This is a genomic window from uncultured Candidatus Kuenenia sp., from assembly GCF_900696675.1.
Taxonomy (GTDB): domain Bacteria; phylum Planctomycetota; class Brocadiia; order Brocadiales; family Brocadiaceae; genus Kuenenia; species Kuenenia stuttgartiensis_A.
The window spans coordinates 1-25,754 of the sequence record NZ_CAADGZ010000027.1 but is presented as its reverse complement, the minus strand read 5'-3'; the positions used below and the strand labels follow the sequence as shown (position 1 = coordinate 25,754).

Below are 25,754 nucleotides of genomic sequence, written 5' to 3'. Positions count from 1 at the left end.
GAATAGGGTCTACTCAAAACAATGCGACGAACCTCGTCGCACTACATTGTTGGAATTTTTCAAAATACTAAATTGTTACAAAAAATCTGATTTTAGAAATGTAGGAGCGAAGCATTTGCCTGCGCTATACTTTTAACTTCTCAAACAGTCCGCAGTCCACAGTCTGCAATTTGCCGACTGCCGACTCTACAGTCTTCCCCCCATTAATAAAAGGGGCAAGGGGGGTGTTTACCTCAATTAATTGAGAAGTTACCTATACTTTATATCAGCGGCAATGCGTTTTGTAAATATCTTTGACAATTAACAACATCGATGCTATATTTCAAAAACCATGTTGCAGAATACCCGAATTAACCAGCACAGGCATAGTTATGATAAGCATTCAGCATCTGAATGAAAACCATTTCCCGCGCGTACAGGCATTTCCTTCCGCCTTCACCGGAACGTAGATAACTCCTTCTGTATTTTATATTGATAAATTTTTTACGGATAACAGGTAAGGATACTATGAATACAAATGATCGCTCACAATTACTGACAGAACAGCGAAATCCAAATTCAACCGATATCGACAAAAAATCCACATTGGAAATTCTGGACATAATTAACGCAGAGGACGCAAAAGTATTTGCCGCAGTGTATAAGGAGCGTGAAAATATTGCAAAGGCAGTAGACCTGATAGTAGACGTCTTTATGAATAATAAAGGGCGTTTATTTTATATTGGTTCCGGCACCAGCGGCAGGCTTGGCATATTGGACGCTTCCGAGTGTCCACCAACGTTTAGTACGGATCCCAATATGATTACAGGGATCATTGCCGGCGGAGAAAAGGCGGTATTTCAATCAGTGGAAGGGGCGGAAGATTTCCCGGAAAACGGGGCGAGGGATATCCAGCAAAGAGAGGTGAACCATCGTGATATTGTTGTGGGTATTTCTACCGGCGGTACGACGCCCTATGTTACGGGCGCACTGTTTGAGGCAAAAAAGCGAAATGCGAAAACGGTGTTTATCTGTTGTAATCCTGAGATAATGCCAAGTTTTGATATCGACGTTATTATCAGGCCGATTGTGGGTCAGGAGGTAATAACGGGTTCTACCCGCATGAAGGCCGGTACTGCGACAAAGCTTGTGTTAAATATGTTAACAACAACTGCAATGATTAAAATTGGTAAGGTTTACGAAAATCTTATGGTAGATTTGAAGGCAATGAACGCAAAACTTACCGACCGTGCCGAGCGTATTATTATGACATGTACAGGCATCGGGCGTGAAGATGCTAAAAAGTTGCTGCAGGCGGCGTTTGGCAATGTAAAAGCTGCCATAGTTATGCAGAAACTGGGGATTGATTTTTCGGAGGCGAAAAAACGCCTTGACGCAAACAACGGTTTTGTAAGGGCAGTTTTGAAAGAATAAGCCCATTCCATCTATTCTGGTGGTACAGACATCTTGGCTGTACGTACAGACAGGACACTGCACCACCGGAATGGAGAGCGAAGCGCCACTTCGTCAATCTAAATAATGCTTCGGCAGGTAGGGTGGATTAAGCGACAGCGAATCCACCATTTCATCTGTCAAAAGTACCACATCTTGTTCAGTGATTTCAAAAAGGGTTTAATGACAAATCCAGATGTAACCTCCGGTGGGGTCAGGTTATAAATTTAACGTTTGGGAATTTAAATATTTTTGTAGAGACGCATTGCATGCGTCTGGAAACTGCTGGATGTAAAGTTGTTTTGTTTTTACACCGTGTCCCATTCACTCAGTATTGGGTGCATTCCCGATTGTTTGTAAGTGTTCATGGAGTCGCGGCAAAACAACCCTGACAGGGTTAACACTATTGCAACGTTTCATTAAAACATGGCGGAAATCACAAAAAATCGGGAATACACCCCTCAGTATTCATCATTACATGAAAAACAAGAGAGATTGCATTAGATGGATTGTTGCCACATGGTTTGGTTCCGGGCTTCTCCCGAAGGCGCCAGGCACATGGGGCAGCCTGGCAGCAATTCCCTTTGCGTATATGATTTCCGTATATACCGTTCCCTATGTATTTATCTCAGCAACTGTCGCCTTGTTTCTGTTTGGCATAGGGGTATCAAACAGCATTGAAAAAAGCGCCCGGAAGAAAGATCCGGGGTTCATTGTTGTTGATGAGGTCGTAGGCCAATGGGTAGCCCTGTTTCCCTTGCCTTTTCTCTATAAATGCATCAACCAAGATTCCTTCCCATACTTTTTGATTTCCCTGATAGCAACAGCATTTATTACCTTCCGTATTTTTGATATATGGAAGCCATGGCCCATTAGACATTTAGAACAGAGCATTCCCGGAGGCCTGGGGATTATGCTCGACGATGTTATTGCCGGTTTCTACGCCCTCATAATAACCTCCGCATTCACAGCAGGAATACTGTTCATTCGTAACACTTTGGTTTTTTGAGAAAATAGGGGCGAAGCATTTGCTGTAAATAGTCATAAATGCTTCATACCCAAACGGGCAAATGCTTCGCCCCTACTTCCTTTTTGTAAAAATTATTGTAACTATTCAACGTAAAACATTCCACGGCTCCAGGCTGGTTTGTAACCTGGACCCGCGAATGTAGTTTCCAGCGCCAGTGCGTGCCCAAGTAGCGGCAATGCATGCCTTGCTGCTACTTGGGCACAAGAACAAAAAATGCATGTAGTGCGACGAGGTTCGTCGCACTACAAATGACAATTACCAGTCAACTTTTATAGGACTATGAGCAGGGCAACCCTTTAGGGTTGCTATCCCGTACAAAGACTCCTCACTAATCGTTAGGGAGGACAGATTGCAGTTAAACGGCATAGATGATTTAAATCAAAGATTATTATGAAAAATTTTATTACTAACCATAACACCGCAAACCTTAAAAAACGCTTAATCGAATTAATCCGGAAAAGCGATGAACTGAAATTCCTGGTGGGCTTTTTCTATTTTTCAGGAATCAGAGAACTTTACGAAGGGCTGAAGGAAAAGCCCGATGTGAAGCTTAAGATTTTAGTGGGGTTGCAGGTTGACAAGACAAATAATGGTATTTTTGAGTTTGCAGGACAGGACCTCCAATTATCCGATGAAGAAAGATGCCATAAATTTCTGGAATCAGTAAAAAAATCTATCAATACAGAGGATTTTGATACAGAAGAATTTTACCAACAGGTGCGGTATTTTATTAAGCTTATCAGTGAAAACAAACTCACCATTCGAAAGACGTACAATCCAAATCATGCCAAGATTTATCTGTTCAAATTAGAAGAAGGGCAGGTGGGCAGGAAAAATTTATTTATCACCGGCAGTAGCAACCTGACAAAGGCGGGCATTACTACACAGGAAGAGTTTAATGTCGAGATAAGCGATTTTGGTTTTGATGATGCAGAGGCATATTTCGACAACTTATGGGACGAGGCGGTAAAAATAACCGAAGATGATGTTATTAAAAAGAGATTAATAGACATCATTGAAAATGAGACCCTTGTTAAAGACATTACCCCATTTGAAGCCTTTGTTCTGGTCTTAAAAACATACCTTGATTCGTTTGAGCAGAAAGAAGTCAGCCAATCGCTTGTTAACACATTGGAAGAAAACGGCTACACCCCCTATAAATATCAGTTGGATGCGGTAAAACAAGCCCTTGCAATCATTGAAAATAATAACGGCGTAATCATTGCGGATGTTGTCGGTTTGGGCAAGACGATCATTGCCTGTGCAGTCGCAAGAGAACTGAAAAGGCGCGGCGTTGTTATTTGTCCCCCGGGTCTTGTTGGGGACAGAAACAAAAACTCCGGCTGGAGAAAATATACGGAAGATTTTGGCCTTTACGATTGGGAAGTACGGTCGTTGGGCGATTTGGAAAATATTGCAGATTTTGTAAGCAGGGCAAAAGATATTGATGTGGTGATCGTGGATGAAGCCCATCGTTTCAGAAACCAGGATACACAGGATTACGAGTATCTGAAAAACATCTGCCGCAATAAGATTGTTATTTTACTCACCGCTACACCCTTTAATAACAGGCCGGGTGATATTTTGTCCTTATTAAAGCTATTCATAACACCAAAGAAATCGTCAATAACATTGGAAAATAACCTTGTCGGTAAATTCGCTGAGTTCAAAGGCGTTTTCGACAGGCTTGCTTACATCAAAAAATACTGGATTTCGTCAAATGAAGCTAAAAGAAAAAAAACAGAGAATTATTATACAGCGCTTTTTGGAGAATTGCCGGTCAATTTAACAAAAATAAAAAAACGTTCGCACTATCTTGCAAGACAAATCAGAGATGTAATAGAACCCGTTACCATCCGCCGCAATCGCCTTGATCTGCAGAAAAACCCTTATTACAAAGACGAGGTCAAAAATCTGTCAGTAATCGAAGACCCGAAAGAATGGTTTTTTGAATTGACCAAAGAACAGTTGGCATTTTACGACCGGATCATTCGTGATTATTTCGGAGACCCGGACGAGGGTGGGCGATTTAATGGCGCAATCTATCGCCCCTTTGAATACAAAACCCAACGTGATAAAATCGCCGGGGAGAAATTAACGGAAAAGGAAAATTTTCAATATATTCAACAGCGCAACTTGTACGATTTTATGCGGCGCTTGCTGGTGAAACGCTTTGAAAGTTCGTTTGGGTCTTTCAGACAGAGTATTGAGAATTTCAGGAAGATTACAGAGAATATCTCAAGGTTTATTGAGAAAACAAACAGGTATATCCTTGACCGTACTCTTTTGGAGAAAATATACGACCTGGATATGGAACAAATCGAGGAGTATTTAAAGGATTACTCTGAGCGGATAAGAAAGGGAGATTATCCCAAAAATCACGAAATTTACGAGGTCAGTAAATTTACATATAAAGACGACTTCCTTGCCCACATAAAAGCCGATTTAGTCCTCTTTGACAGTATTCTGCATGAATTATCAGGATTAAATTTGGTGGATAACGATCCAAAAGCAAATTGCCTGTTGAAGAACATCAATGACGTTTTAAATAAAAGACCAAACAAAGGCGAACCAAAACGAAAGGTAATCATCTTTTCTGAATATCTGGATACCGTGAAATATCTTGAGCCTATACTTGAAAAACACTTTGGGGAAAGACTTTTAGTAGTGGCGGGAGATTTGTCGGCGCAAAAAATATCCCTGATCAATAAAAACTTTGACGCCTCTTATTCTACATTAATAAAGGGGGATGAAGGGAGTTGTCCTGATCAGGAAGATGCATACGACATTCTGCTTGCTACAGACAGGATTTCCGAGGGCTTTAATCTGAACCGCGCCGGTATAGTGATTAACTATGATATCCCATGGAATCCTGTACGGGTAATCCAGCGTGTAGGCCGCATAAACCGCATCAGTAAAAAGGTGTTTGACAAGCTTTATATTGTAAATTTCTTCCCAACCGAAAAAGGCTCTGAGCTGGTTAAATCGCGTGAGATTGCCAGCAACAAGATGTTTTTGATCCATAATACCTTAGGTGAAGACGCCAGGATATTTGACATAGATGAGGAGCCTACACCTGCCGGGCTATACGAAAGAATCCGGCAAAACCCGGATAATATTGAACAAGAAAGCTTTTATACCAGGGTACTTGCCATTTACTCAGAAATCAAAAAAGAAAATCATGGACTTATTGACGACTTAAAAAATTATCCTCTGCGGGTAAAAGTTGCTAAAAAAGCCGATGAGAACGAACTTTTGGTTTTCTTCAAAAAGGGAAGGATGTATATCCACCGTATAAAATATGACGCCGGAAAGGAAGGCGGGATAACGCAGACAACCCTTGAGGAAATCTTTGATAATATTGCATGTGACAAAAACGAAACCAGACACTCCTTAAGCAGTTCGTTCTGGGAATTTTATGAAAAAGTAAAAATATTCAGAGAACACCGATATAGTCCTCCAGGTGAAGTAAGCTTAGAGCAAAAGGCATTGAATAATATCAACACTTTTATAAAAAAACCATGGGAAGGGCTGCTCCCGCATTTGGATTTCCTGAGAACATTGAGGGAGGATATGCTGGATTATGGTACGCTCTCTGACTACACATTGCGCCGCATTGCCAATTTAACAAATTCCGATGATAATAATCGCAAAAAAGCCATTCAGGAAATATCAGCCCTGAAAAACGAACTTGGGGATGACTATTTGCGAAGAGAAAAGGAACGGCAGAAGAATCTTGTCAGAGAAATTATTATTGCAATAGAGAACCAGAATATATGAGCAAAACAGATACGCAATTTGATAAAGGCGAAATTATAATTTATCAATCCTCTGAAAAAGAGATTGAGTTAAAAGTGCGCCTGGAAAATGAAACAGTCTGGCTTACACAAAGTCAAATTGCTTTATTGTTTGGCACCCAAAGACCAGCTATAACTAAACATATCAATAATATTTTTAAATCTGGTGAATTAAATAAAGATTCAGTTAGTTCCATTTTGGAACATACTGCCGCTGATGGCAAAACCTATAAAACCCAATTTTATAATTTGGATACTATTGTTTCCATAGGATACCGCGTAAATTCCAAACGCGCCACGCAGTTTAGAATCTGGGCAACTAGTGTGATTAAACTGTATCTTGTTAAAGGCTATGCAATTAATCAGAAACGATTGTTAGAAACAAAGGAAAAGTTTAAAGAGCTTCAGGAAACTATATCATTTCTGCATAAGAAATCAAAACATGAGTTGTTAAGCGGGCAAGGCTCGGAAATATTAAACTTACTTGCCAGCTATTCCAAAACGCTTACACTGCTTGAGCAATACTATAAAGAAAAACTTGCTATTATTAAAAAGAAAAAAGGGAAATTTGTTTTGGATTACAAAAAGGCACGTTTTGTTATTGATGAAGCAAGGTAGGCGTTAATTATCAAAAAAGAAGCGAGTGATTTATTTGGATTGGAAAACAGTGATAGATTTAAGGGAATCTTGGGATGTATTTATCAAACCTTTGATGGCAATGAATTATATCCATGTTTAGAGGAAAAGGCTGCTCATGTGCTGTATTTGGTTATTAAAGACCATCCCTTTGTTGACGGCAACAAACGTATCGCCTCACTTTTATTTGTTTATTTTCTGCAGAGAAATAAATATCTGTATCGCACTAATGGCGAACAGAAGATAAATGATAACGCATTGGTTGCCCTTGCGCTTTTAATAGCCGAGAGCGACGCTAAAGACAAAGATATTTTAATAAAAATCATTACAAACCTTTTAAACGATTGATGATCAGAGAAATGTTAGAAGATATTATTACAGAATTTAAGGAAATTCGTCCGTTTCTTCCGTGAGAAAAACCGCAATGCCTTTGCGCCGGTAACAGAGGACTTGTCTCAATATGGCGATGATTATTTCGGGAACGGATCAAAACTTGGTGAAATCAGGTTTGCCCAAGAGGAGAAGATGCTTGTCTGCGCCTTTGAAGCATGCAAGCCACTTTCAGAGCGAAGCGGTAAAAAGGCGCAGTATGAAAAAGGGAAAAAAATCCTCAAAGACAACCAGACAGATGCCGGGTTTTTATTTTTTACGATACAGATAATAACTTCCGTTTTAGTTTAATCTATGCGGAATATCAGGGTGTAAAACGCAAATTCAGCTATTTCAAACGCCTCACGTTCTTTGTAAGCCCAAGACTTACCAACAAGACATTTCTTCAACAGATAGGCGAAGCCGACTTTTCCAACCTTGAAGGTATCAAAAAGGCATTTTCAGTTGAGCCTGTAACAAAGCAGTTTTACGGAGAACTTCAATACTGGTATTTCTGGGCAATGGACAAGATTAAATTCCCCGATGATTATAAATACAGCAATGACCCCGCAAAAGACAAAGAGATACGCAATGCAACAAATCTCATCCGATTAATCACAAGGATCGTATTCATCTGGTTCTTAACAGAAAAGGACAAGGACTTAATCCCTCTGGAATTATTCTCAACGGAGAAACTCAGTAAAATTGTAAAAGACTTTATGAAAGACAAAAAAGCATCTAACTTTTACAACACAATCCTCCAAAATCTCTTCTTCGGCACATTAAATCAAAAGATGGACGAACGGAAATTTGTACAAGAAAGAGGTTTCCAGACACATAAAAAAGAATATGGAGTGAAAAATCTTTTTCGCTATGCAGATAAATTCCTGGTAAGCAAAGATAATGTTCTGGAACTCTTTAAAAACATTCCCTTCTTAAACGGTGGATTATTTGATTGCCTTGATAAAGAAGATGAATCAGGCAAAGTGATTTATGTGGATGGGTTTTCAAGAAATCAGGCAAAGCAATCAATTATCCCTGACTATCTGTTCTTTCAGCAGGAGGGAGAAAGAGTTGATCTTTCAAATTACGGCCTTGGCGTCAGCAGACCTGTCATGGGACTGATTGCGATTCTGAATAGTTACAATTTTACCATTGACGAAAACACACCGATTGATCAGGAAATAGCCCTTGACCCCGAACTTTTAGGGAAGGTATTTGAAAACCTCCTGGCTTCTTACAACCCTGAGACAGCAACCACAGCAAGAAAAGCTACTGGAAGCTATTATACTCCACGAGAGATTGTTGACTATATGGTGGAAGAGAGCTTGTTTGCATACCTCAAAGGCAACCTATTTGAAACTGAAGAAGATAAAATCAGGATGCTTCTTTCCTATTCAGAAGAGATTCCGGAATTTTCTGAATCGGAGAGGCAAAAGATAATCTCGACAATTGATGATATCAAGATTCTTTACCCTGCTTGCGGCTCAGGTGCATTTCCAATGGGAATTCTTCACAAACTTGTCTATGTCCTTCAAAAGTTGGACCCTGAAAATAAATACTGGTATGAACTTCAATATCAAAAGGCGCTTAAAGAATCTAAAGAGGTCTTTAAGCAGGACAATAAAAACGAAAGGCAGGAAAGGCTTGGAGAGATAAATGAGACATTTGATGAAGGTATAAACTATCCTGACTATGCCCGCAAACTGTATTTGATAGAAAACTGTATATATGGAGTTGACATTCAGCCCATAGCCATCCAAATTTCAAAACTCCGATTCTTTATCTCGCTTGTTTTAGACCAAAAGGCTGACAGGGGCAAAGAAAATTTTGGAATCAGGGCATTACCAAATCTTGAGACAAAATTTGTAGCAGCAAACACATTGATAGGGCTTGATAGACCTAAGCAATTGACATTTAAGAACCCTGCTATTGAAAAGAAGGAAAAAGAGCTGAAACAAATCAGACATAAATACTTTGAGGCAAAGACAAGAAAAGAGAAATTGGATAGTCAAAAAAAGGATAAACAAATCCGCAAGGAGATTGCTGATTTATTAAAGCACAGTGGATGGGACACTTCCACGGCAGAAAAGATTGCAACCTTTGACCTCTATGACCAGAACGCTTCGGCAGACTGGTTTGACCCTGAGTGGATGTTCGGCATAGTAGTAGAGACAGGTTTTAAACCTGTCTCTACGATCAACGCCAACGACCAACCGCCAGCCTGTGTTTACCACCGCAATGGAAACAAACAATGGTAGCGTGTTAAGGAACACAAATGACATTTAAATAAACTTCTGCCTAAGTTCTCGTCGTCTGTTTCTACTCTACTGTCTGTGGTTCGAAAAACTCACCGAAAAAAAGTGACCATTTATTTTTTAAAAGTAGAAATATACCCTTTTGACATGCCTGGTTAAATCGGCTATCATTGATCTAAAACTGTTATCACTGGAGGCTGACATGGTACGTACGCTATAAGCTATGCGCTGAATAGTTACGATATCCCTCAGAGTTGATAAGAATACCCTATAAGACCTGTCGTTTGCCGTGACACGCTATTTTGCCTTTGCCAAATGCCGATAAATCGCAGTCAGTACCACGAGCATAGCTGATGGTACTGACTTATTAAGTTATTCAATAAGGTATGCAGGAATGAGAATTTTAGTAATAGAGGATGAAAAAAAGTTAGCCAACTATCTTAAAAAAGGCCTGGAGGAACACCATTTTGCCGTTGATACATGCAATGATGGTGAAGAAGGACTATTTATGATTAATTCGCATGCGTATGACCTTGTCGTCCTAGACATCATGCTTCCCCTGATGGACGGCTTTGAAATCCTGCGTACGGCAAGGAAGAGCGGCCTAAGAATGCCATTTCTTTTATTGACGGCAAAGGATGCCATTGAGGACAAAGTACGTGGATTAGACTTAGGGGCCGATGATTACCTCGTAAAACCATTTTCTTTTATTGAATTGACAGCACGCATACGGGCCTTAATTCGACGAGGAAAGGTCCATTATCAAACAAAATTAACGGTTGCAGACCTTTCTCTGGATTTAGCAACACACCGCCTTTATAGAAACGGAGAGACAATAGACCTTACCAATAAAGAATTTGCCTTGTTGGAGTTTTTCCTGAGGAATCTTAATATCGTATTAACCAGGACACAAATCACAGAACATGTATGGGATTACAATTTCGACAGTTTTACCAATGTCGTGGATGTCTTTGTGAATCGATTGAGAAATAAAATTGACAAAAACCGGGAAACCAAACTCATACACACCATAAAGGGTGTAGGCTATATAATGAAAGAGAAATAATTTTGATATCCTGGACAATTCGCACCAAACTTACCTTCTGGTACACCTGCATTTTGGGGGGTACATTATTCCTCTTTGGTATTCTCACGTATGTTACCTTTTCTTATGTAAACAGCAAAAGCATTGATATCGGGCTGAAAGAGGAGGCCGACGGCATTGTACATTATGCGCAGCTCAGTAAGAAGAATCTGGAAGAATATGCAATCCGTATTTCAAAGGAAAGCGGAGAGGAGTGGGCACATGAAAAATATGTTGCAATTCTTGATCACACAGGAAATGTTCAATTCCTGTCGAGCAGTACTGCAGATAACTACCTGCATTTAAGCAGTCACCAGATAAAAGACATTCTTTCAGGAAAGCCCTATTACAAGACAGTTAAAAACGCAAAGGGTCATCCTTTGCGTATTATTACGATGGCCATGGATGATGGCAAACAAATGATTCAGATCGGATTTGTTTTTAAAAAGGATAAAACTTCAAGAACGTTTTTAATGCTGCTTATGTCTTTAGGAGGCTTTGCAATTGTTGGCAGTTTACTGGGAGGCCGCTTGATGGCGAAAAAGGCATTGAAACCTGTAGAACATATGATACAGGAACTTCGCAATATTCAGACTGAACACCTGAATGAAAGACTGACAGTCCACCCGGCGAAAGATGAAATGAACAATCTTGCAACCGTAATAAACAGCATGTTGTCCCGTCTGGAAGATTCATTTAGCCAGGTCCGTCAGTTTACCGCGGATGCCTCTCATGAATTGCGCACGCCGATAACCATTATGAAAACAGGAATAGAAGTTGCCTTACGCAAAGGAAGAACTGCGCTGAACTATCAACGGATTCTTGCCAATACGCTTGAGGACCTTGAAAGACTTTCCAAGATTGTAGAAAATCTCTTTATTTTAGCAAAGGCGGATGCAAAGCGATATGAAATGCATAGGGAACGGATGAATCTAAGTAATGTCATTACGGATATTGCCGACCAACTCATGCTCATCGCCGAAGCAAAGCATATTTCCGTATCCATAGAAAAGACTGAAGAGGCATTTATTGCTGGAGATGAGCTACTAATGAGAATGCTTTTCCTGAATCTCATAGATAATGCCATAAAATATACCCCCCAGAAAGGTTCAATCAGTCTGACCCTTTCCAAAAACGCCGATTTTGTAAGAGTGGCTCTCAAAGACAGTGGGATAGGCATTTCAAGGGAAGAACTTCCTTATATATTCGACCGTTTTTATAGGGCAAATAAAGCCCGTAGTGCAGATACCAGCGGGGGAGGGCTCGGACTCAGTATCTGCCAATGGATTATCAAATCTCATCATGGCAATATCATTGTGAAAAGCAAACTCCATAAGGGCAGTACTTTTACCATTACCCTGCCTGCCTGTTAAAAACAGCAAAATGTTGAAAGATTAACTTTCTGTTTATTTTAGCTTTATCTTTATATTTATCTTACATAACGAAATCAGGAATCAAGTCCATCGCGCTTGGCGCATACGCCAAAAACCATGATCAGTATAATTTTTGCATCTCTCGGAGCTAGCGGGTCTTGCACAAACCCTGAACAATGGATATCATTCCAACATTGATCGGGAAAGCAGGGGGGTAGTATAAAATAAGTTTTTTAGATTTCTTTCTTAAGTGGGATTTTCACCGCATAAACACAATTATCCGTTTCAAGACAATAGGGTCTGTTGTATGCTTCGGCGTATACTAACTCCTAACCAAACAACAATAGTGATCAGTATTATATTGGAAAAAATTATTATAACAAAATGCCCTTTCATCCATGGATACAAATCAGCCAGGATAAACCGTTCAATCCTGTCTTCCAGGTCTTCGTTTCTGTTGATAAAGAGTATATTTTCAACAACCTTGTCCTCCGATACGTCGATAACCATTGCGTGGTGAAAACAGCCATATTTATTCTTTTTGAGGTGTGCGCCACCACCACCGGTAACCAGATACACGGTATTCCCTTTCTTTACTCTTGCGTACCCATGATAGTCGCCTGTTATTACATAGTCTGCATGCAGTTTTTCCACCAATGAAACGAACTCCTCTGAGCCTTCAAATTCTCTGGCATCGATGACGGAAGAAACCGGTGGCGGAATATGTGAAAACACAAATATCATCCTGTGTCGTGATGAAGCGTCTTCCGAAATGAGTTTTTCCAGGAACAGGAGACTCTCTTTTGTGGAATATGGCTTGTCAAGGATACGGAGAAAGACAAAGAGGCATTCCTGATAGGTAAAGGAAAAAATACTCGGGCCGTAGACCTCTTCAAATCTCGATATAGGAAAATTATTAGTATCGCTATCATGATTGCCTGCAAGAAAAAAGGTTGGAAATGGAAATGCAATTTCCCTGGCCAACTCCGCCTTGAAATAAGCATGCTCACCTTCCGTGCCCCGGCGCACAAAGTCCCCCAGAAAGACAGCAAACGACAATGATTCCTCTTTTAGTTCGTCGGCAATCTTTTCAAAGGTGCCAGTGCTTTTCGTATCACCAAAAACGGCAAACCGGAATGCTTCCATAGGTTTTTCCTGTGTCAACACTTCTCTGACGTGCATAAAATTGCCGGATAACGGCGGGAGTTTCTCGTTTCCCTCAAAACGCTGCAAAAGCAAGGCATATACTTCAAAGGAGAAGAAGCATAAAATGAATAAAACAATCGGGACTGTTACCCTGAGAGAGGTTGGTTTTTGAATTAACTGGTGAATTCTCATTATGTTACCATTTCCAAAAGAGGATATTTGTCAGAAAAGTAGCTGGATAGCACATACGACAAAAGTAATACGCTGTCAGGAAGACGAGCAAGATTTCTATAGGAAATTATGATATAAGGCGTAATATTACATGAATTCAAGAAAAAAGAAAAATTAATTTTTTGTAATTTTGATAGAGGTAACAGGAGGATGATTTTATGGCAAAATGCATCTCTTGTGAAATTTAATGGTTAAAATACGTTCATTTTGCCATGAGATACCATATCTTGCGGTATTAACTGAGACTCTGAAACTTCAAGGCAATTCATGTGTCTTTCATACCAATAAGAAAAAGCATCTTCTTTTTATTATGTGCCTTCCGTTGAAGAATTAGCTTTTTTAGAAATGGTTCAGCATCCTTATAAATAGACTTCAGGTCATCTTCGCTGATAACTAAATAGGAATTTGCCTCTGCATTGCACAAATCTCGAATTGACAGGTGAGGATCTTTAGTATTTAACCTATGAATTCTTTTATATTGTTGTCCTACCCATGCCAATACCTCTGCGTCACCAGACGAGCAGTATATTTGAGCATTTAATCCGGTAACTTTATAAACTTCCTGTGCAAGATACATTTCTGAGTTTTTATATGGCTGGATTAGGGGCTGGATAGTTGTAAAGTAAAGAGGTATTGCAATTATCGGAAGAGGTATTATCAACCATGCCGCACGGCGTACTAGTTGGCTTGATTTACAATAATGGACAAGAGCGTTTGCAATACCAAGCGCAATGAACGGTTCCAGCGGCAAAAAGTAATGAGGCCGTTTTTTTGGAATACATGAAATAATAACAAAAAGCGCTCCCGCAATTGCGAGTGGGGCAGAGTAACCACGACGTCTTAAATCTGCAATTGCGCAAGGAAGGAAAAGTAAGGGCGGCAGTGAATACAGAAACCCGTGACTCAGATAATAAAATGGGTTTCCGCTGTCCTTCTTGGTCACATTAAGATCCGGCTGAGAAAGTACATTTCTGAGATATTCCCCGTTGTCGCGAAGGTATGCAGGGATCGCCCAGATCGCCAAAACAGCCACAAGTGCAAAAGCGAACCAAAACCAATCTGACCGGGGTCGTTTGAAGTCTTGCCTGCGAATAGGGGCAAAAACCGCAAAAAGAACGGGCACAAGTACCCCATAGGGCCCCTTAGTTATTGCCCCAAGCCCTGCAAATAGTCCTGCGGAAACCAACCACAATACTCGTGGAAAGCCTATTTGCTTTTTCATGCCCAGCCCCAGGCAGAGGCACGACAACAAGATGGAGGCACACAGGATCATGTCGGGCCTTGCTTCGCGGGCCATTTTGCTATACCCTATCGTGCCAAGTAATGCTATGGCCCCGATCAATGCGGTGCGTCGGTCGAAAAACAGAAGCCCTATCCCATAGGTCGCCAGTATTCCTATCATACCAGCTACGGCGGAAGGCAAGCGTGCAATTGTCATACTAGGCCCACCCATCAAACGGGTGAGTAGCGCCGCCGGCGCATGCATAACCGGTGGCTTGTCATAGTATACTTTACCTAGAAGCCTTGGCACGAGATAGTCACCGCTTTCTGCCATTTCCCGGATAATCTCCGCATGGCGGATTTCACGGCTCGACCAATGCCTGTTCTGGCCAAGGGCCAGGAACAGAACCACTGCGGAGAGTATTGCCAATACGAATAAATCAAAAAATGGTGTTCGCTGTCTCCTAAAAATATTGATCATTTGAAAACCTCTTTTCCCGAAGAAACCGTATGTCAAGTTAGTCCCCCTTAATAAATGGGGATTCGGGGGGTTGTTTTCTTCTGGCGTTTTTTACAACCCCCTCCCCCCTTTTCGAATGGGGATTTGCTGCCATGTATGCCCGCTAACCCGCATAAAAAAATGAAAATTCCTTTACAATGAACTTAGAAACTGACTTTGAACGCTTTTTGGCCGAGTTTATATGCGGCCGGCAGGACAACGAGTATAATAAGTGTTGAAGCAATAAGACCGCCAATAAGGGCGATTGCCATTATATCTCTTACAACCGTTGTTACCACCCTTCCACCCAATGTCATTAAGTTAAGCTACCTGCCGCAAAAGTCCCCCTTAGAAAAGGGGGATAAAGGGGGTTGTTTTTGATCAAATATTCTTAACTTAATGACATTGCTCTTCCACCTATAGCCGTCTCGACTGTATCACAAATTATCTTTGTCCTTGATCCTTGACAGTACCATAAGGAATACAGGAAGCACTATCAATGCAAGGGGCATCTGCACCACAAGGCCGGAGATGATGGCTATCGCAAGAGGCTGCAGCATGTCAGCGCCCTCACCGATGCCCCATGCAAGGGGAGCAAGGGCGAAGATTGCCGCAAGGGTGGTCATGGCAATGGGCCTCATTCGGTTCTTGCCTGCCAGGATCAGTCGTTGAGCTGGAGTAATGCCGCCACGCGGCAGATTACGATATTCCGAATAGAAGAATATCGTCACCTCGGTAACAATGCCCACGATCATTGTCATGCCCATCATGGCGGTGATGGTCAAATCGGTATGGGTGATCCACAACCCGATAAAGACGGCCACTAACGCGAGGAGGGTTGTCAGCATCATCGCTATGGCTGCCTGGAAACTCTCGAAGAGAAATAAGAGCAGAACGAAGATCAAAAGGACTGCTGCTACGAAAACAGTAACAAGATCTCTGAATGCATCCTGTTGCTGTTCGTATAAACCTCCAATTGTATAGTAAACGTCTTTTGGCAGGAAGCCGGGTTGATCCAGCGCCCTGATGACATCATGAACGGTGGATCCCATGTCCCTTCCGCTGATTCTTCCGGTTACAGCAATCATTCGTTTCAGATTATCCCGCGCGATCTGTGACTGGCCGGCAACCGGTTTTATATTGGCAATTCGTTTGAGTGGAAAGATATGCCCGTCCAATGACCGAAGTCTCAGGTTTCTAATGTCTTCTGTTGAAAAACGGTCCTCGTGCGGTATCCACGCACGCAATCCAACCATTTTCGGACCGGATTGAATATTGGTGGCGACGTTGCCCCTCAAAGAGTTTTCCAGCGTTTGCGTCACCTCTCCAGGCGTCATGCCTTCCAGCGCCGCCTTTACCCTGTCCACATGAATTTCAATAGCGTCACCAGCCAGAACTATCCCATCACGGACATCTACAACGCCGGGTATGTCTTTTATCTCCCGGGCAGTTTTCCTCGCCAGGCGTTGCAGCAGGAGGCCGTTGTCTGAAAACAACTTAATTTCGATTGGTTGAGGAACGGCCGTCAGGTCTCCGATAATGTCCTCCATAAGTTTGGCCATCTCAATTTCTATACCGGGGACCTCATGCACTACATGGTCTCTGATTTCATCCATAACATCATCGAGACCGCGTCTTGGCATAGGTATTAGCCTGATGAAGAAATCGCCTTCATTGGCCTCAGTAATGAAACCACCCAAGCTTAGTCCGGTCCGCCGCGAGTATGTCTGGACTTCCGGAGTTGTCTGCAGGATTTCTTCCACCTGCTGTAGCAGCCGATCGGTTTCTGATAGTGATGTGCCCGATTTTGTGCGATAGTCCAGGATAAAGCCTCCTTCATCCATAGAGGGTAAGAAACCCGAACCCGTATGTTGATACGCAAAATATCCCAGTGTAAGAAAAGGCATGATTACCAGCGGGATTATCAACGGGTTCCGCAATATAATCCGCATCAGGGCATCGTAAAGGTTGTGTGCCGCGGTGGTCATGTGTCCTCCCTCCGCTTGTTCCGTGTCCTTTTGTTTCAGCAAATGGCGCCCGAACAGCGGCACAGCCAGCCAGGCTATTAAGAAAGAGACGGCAAGGCACATGGCCATCGTCAAAGAGAGCGCCTTGAAGAATGCTCCGGTGACGCTGTTGAGAAATGCCAGCGGCGCAAAGATGATAATTGTTGAGGCGGAAGAACCTGCCAACGGAAGGGTAAATTCGGCCGCTGCCTCATGAATGCGCTCCGCATAATGGCCGCTGCTTCCACGCAAACGCCTGATGATGTGCTCAATCATAACGATGATGTCGTCAATGATCAGACCTACGGCTGCCGCCATGCCGCCAAGGGTCATGATATTGAGGCTCATGCCCAGCCATGCAAGAATCTGTACAGTGGCAGCCAGCGACATGGGAACGGTTATCACAGCTATCAGGGTCAATTTCAGATTGCGAAGAAATATGAGAAGAACCAGTACCGCCAGTCCAATACCGATTCCAAACGCGTCTCGTACACTGCGCTCAGATGCCAGGATTAAATCGCTTTGATTATACCAGTTTGAGACACTGACATCCGGGGGTATAATCTTTTTTAACTCCTTGAGTTTTACCCTGCATTCATCGGTTATATGAACCGTGTTTCCGCCTGGTTGCTGATAAACCTGGAACAAAACCGCTTCGTGTCCATCCGCGTTCACACGCGTCCATTGCGGCATTGTGCCTTGGCTCACCGTGGCAACATCTTCCAGATACACCACTCCATTTATGTTGGAACGTAGTATTGTTCGTTCAATTTGACTGATGTCCCCAAACTGCGTATCGGAAAGTACAAGATACAGTTTATAGTTTTCTTCTATACGGCCCACGGCCTTAATGACGTTTGACCCGGAAACTGCTTTAACCACATCATCAATGGTTAATCCGAATGAATTCAGTTTTCTCGGATTGACAACGATCTGGTACTCCTCGACAGCGCCTCCCAACACACCGACACGAGCAACGCCCGTAACCGTTGACAAAACAGGCCGAATACGGAACAGGGCAATATCACGTAATTCCACAAGAGAACGTGTATCCGAAATTAAGCTGTACCCCAATACCGGAAATACCGTGGGATCCATTCTTCTCACCAGAAAGTTTATCCCGGTTGGAAGCGACCCACGCGTCTGGTTGATAGCCGATTCCACCTGAAGCATGGCCGATAGCATATCCACATTCCAGTCGAAATTTACGGACACGTTTGCGCTTCCGCGGCTGGTGTTTGACCGTACGTTACGCACACCGGGCACGGAACGTACGGCCTCTTCAACCGGCTGTGTAATCTCTACTGCCATGCGTTCCACAGGGCAGTCTCCCGCCTCTATGTTCACAAAAACTCTGGGGAAATTCATTCGTGGAAAAAGGCTTATGGGCATACTCATTCCGGCGAAAATGCCTGCGGCTGCAAAAGCCGCCAGTGCGAAGAGTATAGACCGGTGATGACGCTGCGCCCACTGTGGGATTGTCATTGTTTCCGCTCCTCCACGACCGGCATACCATCAGATAACTCATAATTTCCCAACACTACTACAGGATCACCTTCTTTCAGCTCTTTTGAGATTATTTCCATTTTCCCGGAAGTTTCCAATCCGATTTCCACCAGATGTCTCACGGCATGACCTCCCATGACCGTAAAGAGACTATGTCCGCCGCTATCAGGCAGAATGGCTTCGCGAGGGGCCAGTAAGGCATTACGGGAACTTACGATAATCTTCCCTTCGATGTAGTCATTGAGCAGCAATTTACCTTCGGACATTGGCTTAACCATCACACTGACGAGACGTGTAATGGGATCGACCCGGCGGGTAATTGTCTGGATGGTCCCTTCAATAGATTTAGAGTCTGGTGCAAGAATGGGTTTCAATTTTACCGATTGACCTTTCTCAAGCCGGTTAAAGTCATCGGACTCAACCCCGAGGCGGACAATGATCTGGTCCTCATTCGCCAGTTGCAGGAGGTTTGTGCCCGCCGGCACGGTTTGACCCGGCTGCGCTCCGATGAAATACACAATGCCTGCTGAATCAGCCCTGATTTCCTTCATCGATTCAACACCGCGCTCTTTTAAACTATTGAGTTTCTTTTCAGCCAGACGGCTCCTGAGTTGTACCGGCACCATGTCCTGCTTTGTAGATAACTGTAACTTGATGCGATCGCTCAGAAGCGCCTCTTCCAGACGCACGGATTCAAGTTCGTCCTGTGCCTGTTTGAATATTAACTGTGTATCAGGGCTGGGCTTGATTATAAGTAACAATTCACCGGGGTTAACAACCTGTCCTGCCGTTACCAGCACCCTGGTGATAATACACTCAAAGGTAACATTGTATATTTCAATAGTACTCGGAAGCAGTTCCACTATTCCATACGCCGTAAGCGTTTCGTTAATACGGCCATAGCTCAACGGAACAGTTTTAACTTTTGCCACAGGAGAACTGTCCTCTACGATTACCTGACCGGCGCCTCCGGATACTACGGTTGGCGGTCCAGGCTGTCTACACCACCAGTATAATGATAACGACACGATAGCCACGGTTATCGCTATTCCAATTGCCACTTTTACTCGTATTCTTTGAGTCATTGCGCTATTCCTCTATACTGTATATTCCGACGGCAAGTTCAAATGCGAAACGTGAATCCGCCAGTTGTTGTTTCAGGAGAATCAGGTCAATACGTTTTTGCGCCAGGCTGCTCCATGTATTGTAATAGATAACTACATCTGAATAACCTTGTTCCAACGCCTGCCGGTAAGTGAGAAGGAGCTTTTCCAATACTTGAACGGCCTCTTTGGAGGCAGTAATCCTGTTGTTGAGAGAAAGCATGATTTTTAAAAGTTTGGCGGCAGTTAATCGTGCCGCAAAAACACTGTTAACATATTGATCAAAGAGTTGTTTTCTGGTGGAGCGTTCGAAAGCTATCATTCCCTGATTGCGATTAAAGATGGGCACTCCTATGGTAATACCCGGACCGGCGTTATAGAAACCGCCAAAGTCTTGCGCTTGATTGACGCCCAGGTTTATCATCGGGAACTGTGTAAGAATCGCCTCCCTCACCGTCGCTTCCTGGCTTTTGTAACCTTGGCGTAATGCCAGCAAATCCAGCCGACGTGTATCAAGGCTTGCAGTCAACTGTTCAAGTGATGAAATATCAATGTTATCCATCAATTCAATGTTGTCCTGCAATTTTATCTCATAATCGGGAGGGAGGCCGAGAAGCTGTTTCAACGTCAGGAGCTGCTGACCCGATTCCTGTGTGATTTGTAACAATGCAACTTGCGCCTGATTATAGGCAGCCTCGGCTGCGGCCAGGTCAAGTTTTGTAAGAAGGCTATTCATAACCGCCTGACGAACACGGTGGACATTTTCAGATAATAGTTGTTCCATTTCCTTTCTGACCTGAGCCTGTTTATTCAGGGCCAAAAGTTGGTAAACGGCCATACGCGCCCCCTGTGCCACCTGCATCTCCTTCCAGGCAACAGCAAGATTTACTTCCGCTTGTTTTGCGGACGCCGCATCCACCCTGGCGGACCGGCTTATCAGGGATTTAATATCCCAGTTGAGATTGGTTGCGAAATTGTTTACGAGACCCTCTGTGGGCCCCCCGGTGGGAAAATTTATATTGTAAGAGAATTGTGGATTCGGCAATAACCCGGCCTGCAGCAATTGCGCCCCTGCAAGGAGACGGTGGTCTCTCTCCACCGTAAGGGAGGGATCCAGCAGGACGGCCAAAACTGCCGCCTCATTCGGTGAAAGTCCGTCACGGTCGTCAAAGTCTATAGGTTTCAGAACAGGGTGATCAATAGATCCGGCCATAATACAAATATCCTTTGTAGAAGGAACGGTAAGTTTCTCCTCTACGACCTCCGAGGTTAGATATCTTGGATGATACGAAGCGCATCCGGAGAAAACCACCGCCGGAAGAAACATCCAGGTAAGTATCTCCAGGCCCTTAACCCAAAAATTCTTATGTCCTGTGAAAAACAAAAAGAACTTTTTATAACCTTGTAATACGGCTAAACTCTTCATTTCGTATCCCGATTGTATAGGAATATCCATCTTGATTCTAAGACCTTTAGGATTTCAGCCTTTTGTATTTTGTATTAAAGGTTGACGGCATTTATTGTCGTAAATGAAAGGTTTTTATTGGCCAGCAGGATATCGTAGAAGGCCATTTTTAGTTTATAGATGATGTCTGGCTTTGTGCTTTCCAGAGTGAATTTCAGTATTTCTACATTCTTCGAAGCAATGTTTTTACGTGTTGACCGTTTGCCTGGGTATTCTACTCACTGGGTAAATTCCAGCGTTGTCTTTGCCGTCCCAAATTCACTCACACACTACTCACTTCAATCTCAGTATTTTGCTCTTTTTCAGGTACCAGGCAGTACAAAACCCTAAAAATACCATCAGAAGAAAAACGGACAAGATCAATAATGTGTATTTACTTGTCTCATAGCCCCTGCCAAGGTAGATATTCTTAATAATGAGAAGGAGTACGCCGGTTATCCACAAAAAGGTAGTAGTATATTCCTTGATAATAAGCCTTCTCCAACTGAACTCCATACTTTGAATGGTGGTAGGCAGGCCTGAAAAGTCCGGAATAATCCTGTTGACCCGTTTACAGTAATCCTTGAACTCTTGTCCGAATTTATTTTCAAGGTAGTTCTCCTCTGAACATATGATTGCCATATAGGCAAACAGGAAAAACGGAATACCAAACAAGACAAATAGCAATGAGTTTGCGACGACGCCAATACCCGTGAAAATCAAAAGATTTCCCAAATAGAGGGGATTTCTGCAATGGGCGAACATGCCGTTTTGCACAAGTGTTTTCGCATATACCTGTTTATTCTTGCCACCACGCTTGATGTAGTCCAGTCCTATAGTAAGCGCCCGTAATGCCTGCCCGCTTAATGCCACGATAATGCCAATGACAATTTCCAGGTTTTCTATGAGTTCGTTTTCACATATCGGCCACGTTCCCTCAAAAAAAAGCAGCACAAATACCAATGGAAAAAGGACATTCCGGTATCGAAAAAAGAACGTACCTATTGGAATCATCATTTTACTGCCACCATTCCACAAAAGTTATACCACTTGAAAAATACGTCACAATACCGGAAACCTTCCTTTAACAGAAGTTCTCTGTTTTCCAGGAGTTTATATGGAATCAATACATTTTCAAGCGCCTCACGTTTCTGGGAGATTTCCAATTCGCTGTACCCATTTCGTTTTTTCATATCATAATAGTATTTTATAAAGAGACGGTTGAATAACGAATCTTCCCCGAGCACTTTTTCTACAAGGATAAGGCATCCGTTTTCATTTAATCCCCTCACTATATCACTGATTACTTTGTCCCGTTTTAATGGTCTGATGAATTGAAGCGTTAAAACCATGAGTACCACCGATGCATTTTCGACCGCAACGCCGTGATTCAAATCGCTGCAGATCAATTCGTATTCTCCGGCAAAACGGCGCTTGGAGAGAGTCTGTTTGCACCTGGCAAGCATGTCCTGCGAGGAATCGATACCAATGAATTTTACTTTACGGCTAATATTTTCACCTATATTGATGAGGGTGGTGCCGGTTGAGCAACCAAGATCATATACATTCGTTCCTTCGACAGCAAAATCAACGGCCATTTCCACGATCATCCTCTGGATTTCCTGATAAAAAGGAATAGAACGTTCCAGCATATCGTCAAACACGGAAGCGACCTTCTCTCCAAAGACAAAGTCCGCCACTGCCGGCACATTGTCTTTGAATATTTCATCCTTTGACATAGGCGAATTCCTCAACTTTCCTCAAGCGGAGTTTGCGTGGAAGCGGATGCCGTTGCCGCAAGCTTATGCTGCCTGATCAAATGGAGATTGCGCATATAGATCAGAGAGTTCGGCAGGTAGGCTAATATGCCGACAGGACTACGTTCCATAATCCAATAAACGCACATGATCATGCTTCCCGCTATACTCCAATACCAGAATGATACGGGAATGACACTCTTTCCCTTCTTTTCCGAGGCAATCCACTGTATAAAAAACCGTGTGGAGAAGACCGCATTGCCAATAAACCCAAGTATCGTAAGGTAGCTCCAGTCGAGTCCGAACAGGCGATGTTGTTTGCCAAACCAGGTAACAGCCAATGTCATATGCTCAACCATAAAAAATTCTCCTTGTTTTTAAAATTTCTTATTAATACATTCGCCCTTTATCATCCAATTGCACAATCAATGGATCAAAAAAAACTCCAAAACCTAACCCAATCACCGTTATACTGCTGTCCGGCAAATGCAACTATGACAATACTTGTTCTTCAGAAAGAACCGTAATTGTATGCATGTCATAGCTTTCAATTATTTCTCACTTTTCAATACAATGTATGCGCTATCCCGGTCTACAATATGGAAGCTATTTCTCAGCAACCAATCCTTTTTTTTCTGAAAGGAATGCAAAGTCATTACAAAGTAAATGGGTTTTCCCTTGTCGAAATTGGCTGTTTGAAGTGATGCATCCGGGTTTATTTCTATTACATTTCTGTCGCTGTAAAAGACTAAGCTCGGCAATGTCTTGGCATAACTGAGAAGAGTGCAATCATTTGTTTCATACAGATGGCTTTTATTAACAATGTCCCTGGTAGAACGAAAGGTTCCCACATATGTCACTACAAATATAATAACAGCCAGGAGGAATAAACCATGCGTGAAACAATACACCTTCAGTAACGATAAAAAGCCTTTTTTGTAATAAATGGCGTAAAACGCGGTCGGTGCTACAATGAAAAGAATCATAACTGGAATGACAACATGATATGTTGGCATTGTATAATTCGCGGGAACCCACTTTGACATGGTGGAAATCAAAACCATGGGGAGTGCTACTGAAAACCCCAACGAAAGCCATGATATCCACCGAATACTTTTTCCTGCGATGCCTTCTTTTTCCCATCGGTAACGCGAAATAGTGAGCAATGCAATGGCAGGAGAAATGGGAAGAATGTAGGTCATCAATTTCGAGCGCGAAAGGGAAAAAAAGACCAGGGCAAGGACAAACCATATGCAAAAAAAATATACTCGTCTTTTTTCCTCAACAGGCAAGACAGTCCGTTTTTTGAAGATATTGAAAAATACCGCGCATAAGAACAACGACCATGGAAAATAACCCGCCAGGATCACCGGCAGGTAATAGTAAAATGGCTCCTGATGGGCATAACCATGAATAATCCGTCCTGTCGTTTCCTGTGTAATTAATCCGAAAATCTGTTTCGTGCCTAAAGAGAGCCAGAAAGGGATACCCCATGCACAAATAACGCCCAGAAAAAGCAGGAATCCTGGTAAATACCAAAGCTTCCTGACAAATCGAAGGTCGCGCATCCATGCGAGAAAACAGAGTATGGTTAAAACAACCAACAGTACCCCTACCGGCCCCTTTACGAGAAATACCATGCCCAGTAAGAAAAAAAGAAAACATTTTCTGGGCATGTTCTTGTTTTTTTCCGTGTATTCAACAAAGAAAAGGTACAGGCTGGCGCTGATAAAAAAGGTAAGGAGTATGTCGGTAATACATAATCGGGAAACAAGGAAAAAGAGAGGGCTTGATATTAGAACCATACCTGCCCAAAAGCCACTCTTACGGCTTTCATACCTCTTCCCTAGCAGGTATGTTATCAATACCGTACCAATAGCCGCCATAGCGGATGGGAATCGCGCACCAAATTCGTTTATTCCAAAGACCTTATAGGAACAGGCAACCATCCAATAAAAGAGCGGTGGCTTGTTAATACGTGGTTCCCCGTTAAAAAACGGTACAATCCAGTTGTTGTCTAACACCATTCCCCGTGCAGTGGCGGCATAACGAGGCTCATCGGGATCCATGAGCGGTATTGCCCATGTATAGAATAGGAAAAAAAAGAGGCCCAATAAAAATAGACAGAGAATGAAAGGAATGTCCTTTTTTGTTATACGCACTAAAATACCATTTTAAAAAATAAGGTGCCCTATTTAAGTATAATTTTTATGATTTTTGGCAGTATGTAGGCACTTTTGCCAGTTCTTAATGACCCAAAATGATACGAAACATATGCAGGCGAACCTGAAAGGATCGCACTACGGTAACTTTTACTATAAGATATGGTATATGAATACGAGATTAACGCAGGATTACATTTTTGTAATTTTAGAGAAGTAAACAGCGGCAAGAAAATTAAGCGTAAAAATGTCATTCTTAAAATATTCAGATGTATTAAGGAAAAGCAGGTTCAGGCTAAGATGCCAACAAAAACCGACCTACCAATCTATGTACGCAGTTTCTGACGCAATTCGAGGGATAGATAAGCCGTTAAGCCAGTAAATACCAGGGGTCATCCTTTGAGGGTAGCAAAAGAGGGAGCAAGGAGGCCCGGCACTACAAATCAAAAGAGAGCCGTAATGATTGTCCGTTAATTACGCTATCCCTTACCGTTGATGAAGAGGGATTTTCCCAAACAGAGCAAGGTTTTCGGGGGCAATGCATCAGAGCCTGATATCCTGAAAGATATTTTGGCGGGATTAAAAAAAGAAGTCGGTATGTTTTCAAATTATGTAACTATTCAACGTAAACATTACTCGACTCCTGGCGGGTTCAGGTTGCAAACCAATGTCATTAAGTTCTGCTACCTGCCATAAAAATC

Annotated in this window: 19 protein-coding genes; 9 read left to right on the top strand and 10 right to left on the bottom strand. The window is 42.5% G+C overall.

Annotated features, from left to right (window positions below):
* Positions 1 to 507 precede the first annotated feature (507 nt).
* The 9 genes from murQ to QZT26_RS06285 all read left to right on the top strand — a co-directional run bounded on the left by murQ (position 508) and on the right by QZT26_RS06285 (position 11,978).
* A complete protein-coding gene (murQ, locus tag QZT26_RS06325; protein ID WP_099326281.1) occupies positions 508 to 1,413 on the top strand; it encodes an N-acetylmuramic acid 6-phosphate etherase in 906 nt (301 codons plus the stop codon).
* 496 nt (positions 1,414 to 1,909) lie between these two features.
* Entirely contained in the window at positions 1,910 to 2,440 is a 531-nt protein-coding gene (locus QZT26_RS06320; protein ID WP_169704153.1) for a phosphatidylglycerophosphatase A, read from the top strand.
* Positions 2,441 to 2,851: 411 nt separating this feature from the next.
* A complete protein-coding gene (locus QZT26_RS06315) occupies positions 2,852 to 6,241 on the top strand; it encodes a helicase-related protein (RefSeq protein WP_295101262.1) in 3,390 nt (1,129 codons plus the stop codon).
* Positions 6,238 to 6,876 (top strand): RhuM family protein, encoded by a 639-nt coding sequence (rhuM, locus tag QZT26_RS06310; RefSeq protein ID WP_099326284.1) that lies wholly within the window; start codon positions 6,238 to 6,240, stop codon positions 6,874 to 6,876. The genes QZT26_RS06315 and rhuM overlap by 4 nt, the downstream gene beginning before the upstream one ends.
* A gap of 6 nt (positions 6,877 to 6,882) precedes the next feature.
* A complete protein-coding gene (locus QZT26_RS06305) occupies positions 6,883 to 7,242 on the top strand; it encodes a Fic family protein (protein ID WP_099326285.1) in 360 nt (119 codons plus the stop codon).
* Between the two features lie 102 nt (positions 7,243 to 7,344).
* Positions 7,345 to 7,575: a hypothetical protein gene (locus QZT26_RS06300; protein ID WP_099326286.1), complete on the top strand. Its 231-nt coding sequence runs from the start codon at positions 7,345 to 7,347 to the stop codon at positions 7,573 to 7,575.
* 209 nt (positions 7,576 to 7,784) lie between these two features.
* On the top strand, positions 7,785 to 9,524 hold the full coding sequence (locus tag QZT26_RS06295; protein ID WP_295101258.1) for a hypothetical protein: 1,740 nt from the start codon (positions 7,785 to 7,787) through the stop codon (positions 9,522 to 9,524).
* 391 nt (positions 9,525 to 9,915) lie between these two features.
* A complete protein-coding gene (locus QZT26_RS06290) occupies positions 9,916 to 10,587 on the top strand; it encodes a heavy metal response regulator transcription factor (protein WP_099326288.1) in 672 nt (223 codons plus the stop codon).
* Between the two features lie 2 nt (positions 10,588 to 10,589).
* Positions 10,590 to 11,978: an ATP-binding protein gene (locus QZT26_RS06285; protein ID WP_295101256.1), complete on the top strand. Its 1,389-nt coding sequence runs from the start codon at positions 10,590 to 10,592 to the stop codon at positions 11,976 to 11,978.
* Positions 11,979 to 12,263: 285 nt separating this feature from the next.
* On the opposite strand, the gene QZT26_RS06280 is transcribed toward QZT26_RS06285, so the two are convergent.
* From QZT26_RS06280 to QZT26_RS06235, 10 genes are all read right to left on the bottom strand, one after another.
* Positions 12,264 to 13,316 carry a metallophosphoesterase gene (locus tag QZT26_RS06280; protein WP_295101254.1) on the bottom strand — a complete coding sequence of 351 codons (1,053 nt, stop codon included), beginning with the start codon at positions 13,314 to 13,316 and terminating at the stop codon, positions 12,264 to 12,266.
* A 304-nt stretch (positions 13,317 to 13,620) separates the two neighbouring features.
* The gene (locus QZT26_RS06275) at positions 13,621 to 15,057 is read right to left on the bottom strand and encodes a glycosyltransferase family 39 protein (protein ID WP_295101253.1); all 1,437 of its coding nucleotides are present in this window, start codon (positions 15,055 to 15,057) and stop codon (positions 13,621 to 13,623) included.
* Positions 15,058 to 15,239: 182 nt separating this feature from the next.
* A complete protein-coding gene (locus QZT26_RS06270) occupies positions 15,240 to 15,392 on the bottom strand; it encodes a hypothetical protein (RefSeq protein WP_295101251.1) in 153 nt (50 codons plus the stop codon).
* Positions 15,393 to 15,512: 120 nt separating this feature from the next.
* On the bottom strand, positions 15,513 to 18,566 hold the full coding sequence (locus tag QZT26_RS06265) for an efflux RND transporter permease subunit (protein WP_295101249.1): 3,054 nt from the start codon (positions 18,564 to 18,566) through the stop codon (positions 15,513 to 15,515).
* Entirely contained in the window at positions 18,563 to 19,672 is a 1,110-nt protein-coding gene (locus QZT26_RS06260) for an efflux RND transporter periplasmic adaptor subunit (protein ID WP_295101247.1), read from the bottom strand. Before QZT26_RS06260 ends, QZT26_RS06265 begins: the two co-directional genes overlap by 4 nt.
* A 4-nt stretch (positions 19,673 to 19,676) precedes the next feature.
* Positions 19,677 to 21,146: a TolC family protein gene (locus QZT26_RS06255; RefSeq protein ID WP_295101245.1), complete on the bottom strand. Its 1,470-nt coding sequence runs from the start codon at positions 21,144 to 21,146 to the stop codon at positions 19,677 to 19,679.
* 282 nt (positions 21,147 to 21,428) lie between these two features.
* Entirely contained in the window at positions 21,429 to 22,151 is a 723-nt protein-coding gene (locus QZT26_RS06250) for an isoprenylcysteine carboxylmethyltransferase family protein (RefSeq protein WP_295101242.1), read from the bottom strand.
* Positions 22,148 to 22,873, bottom strand: coding sequence for a carboxy-S-adenosyl-L-methionine synthase CmoA (cmoA, locus tag QZT26_RS06245; RefSeq protein WP_099326296.1), 726 nt, complete (start codon positions 22,871 to 22,873; stop codon positions 22,148 to 22,150). Before cmoA ends, QZT26_RS06250 begins: the two co-directional genes overlap by 4 nt.
* Positions 22,874 to 22,884: 11 nt before the next feature.
* Entirely contained in the window at positions 22,885 to 23,250 is a 366-nt protein-coding gene (locus QZT26_RS06240; RefSeq protein ID WP_197705235.1) for a lipid-A-disaccharide synthase N-terminal domain-containing protein, read from the bottom strand.
* Positions 23,251 to 23,442: 192 nt separating this feature from the next.
* Entirely contained in the window at positions 23,443 to 24,960 is a 1,518-nt protein-coding gene (locus QZT26_RS06235; protein WP_295101240.1) for a glycosyltransferase family 39 protein, read from the bottom strand.
* Between the last annotated feature and the right edge of the window lie 794 nt (positions 24,961 to 25,754).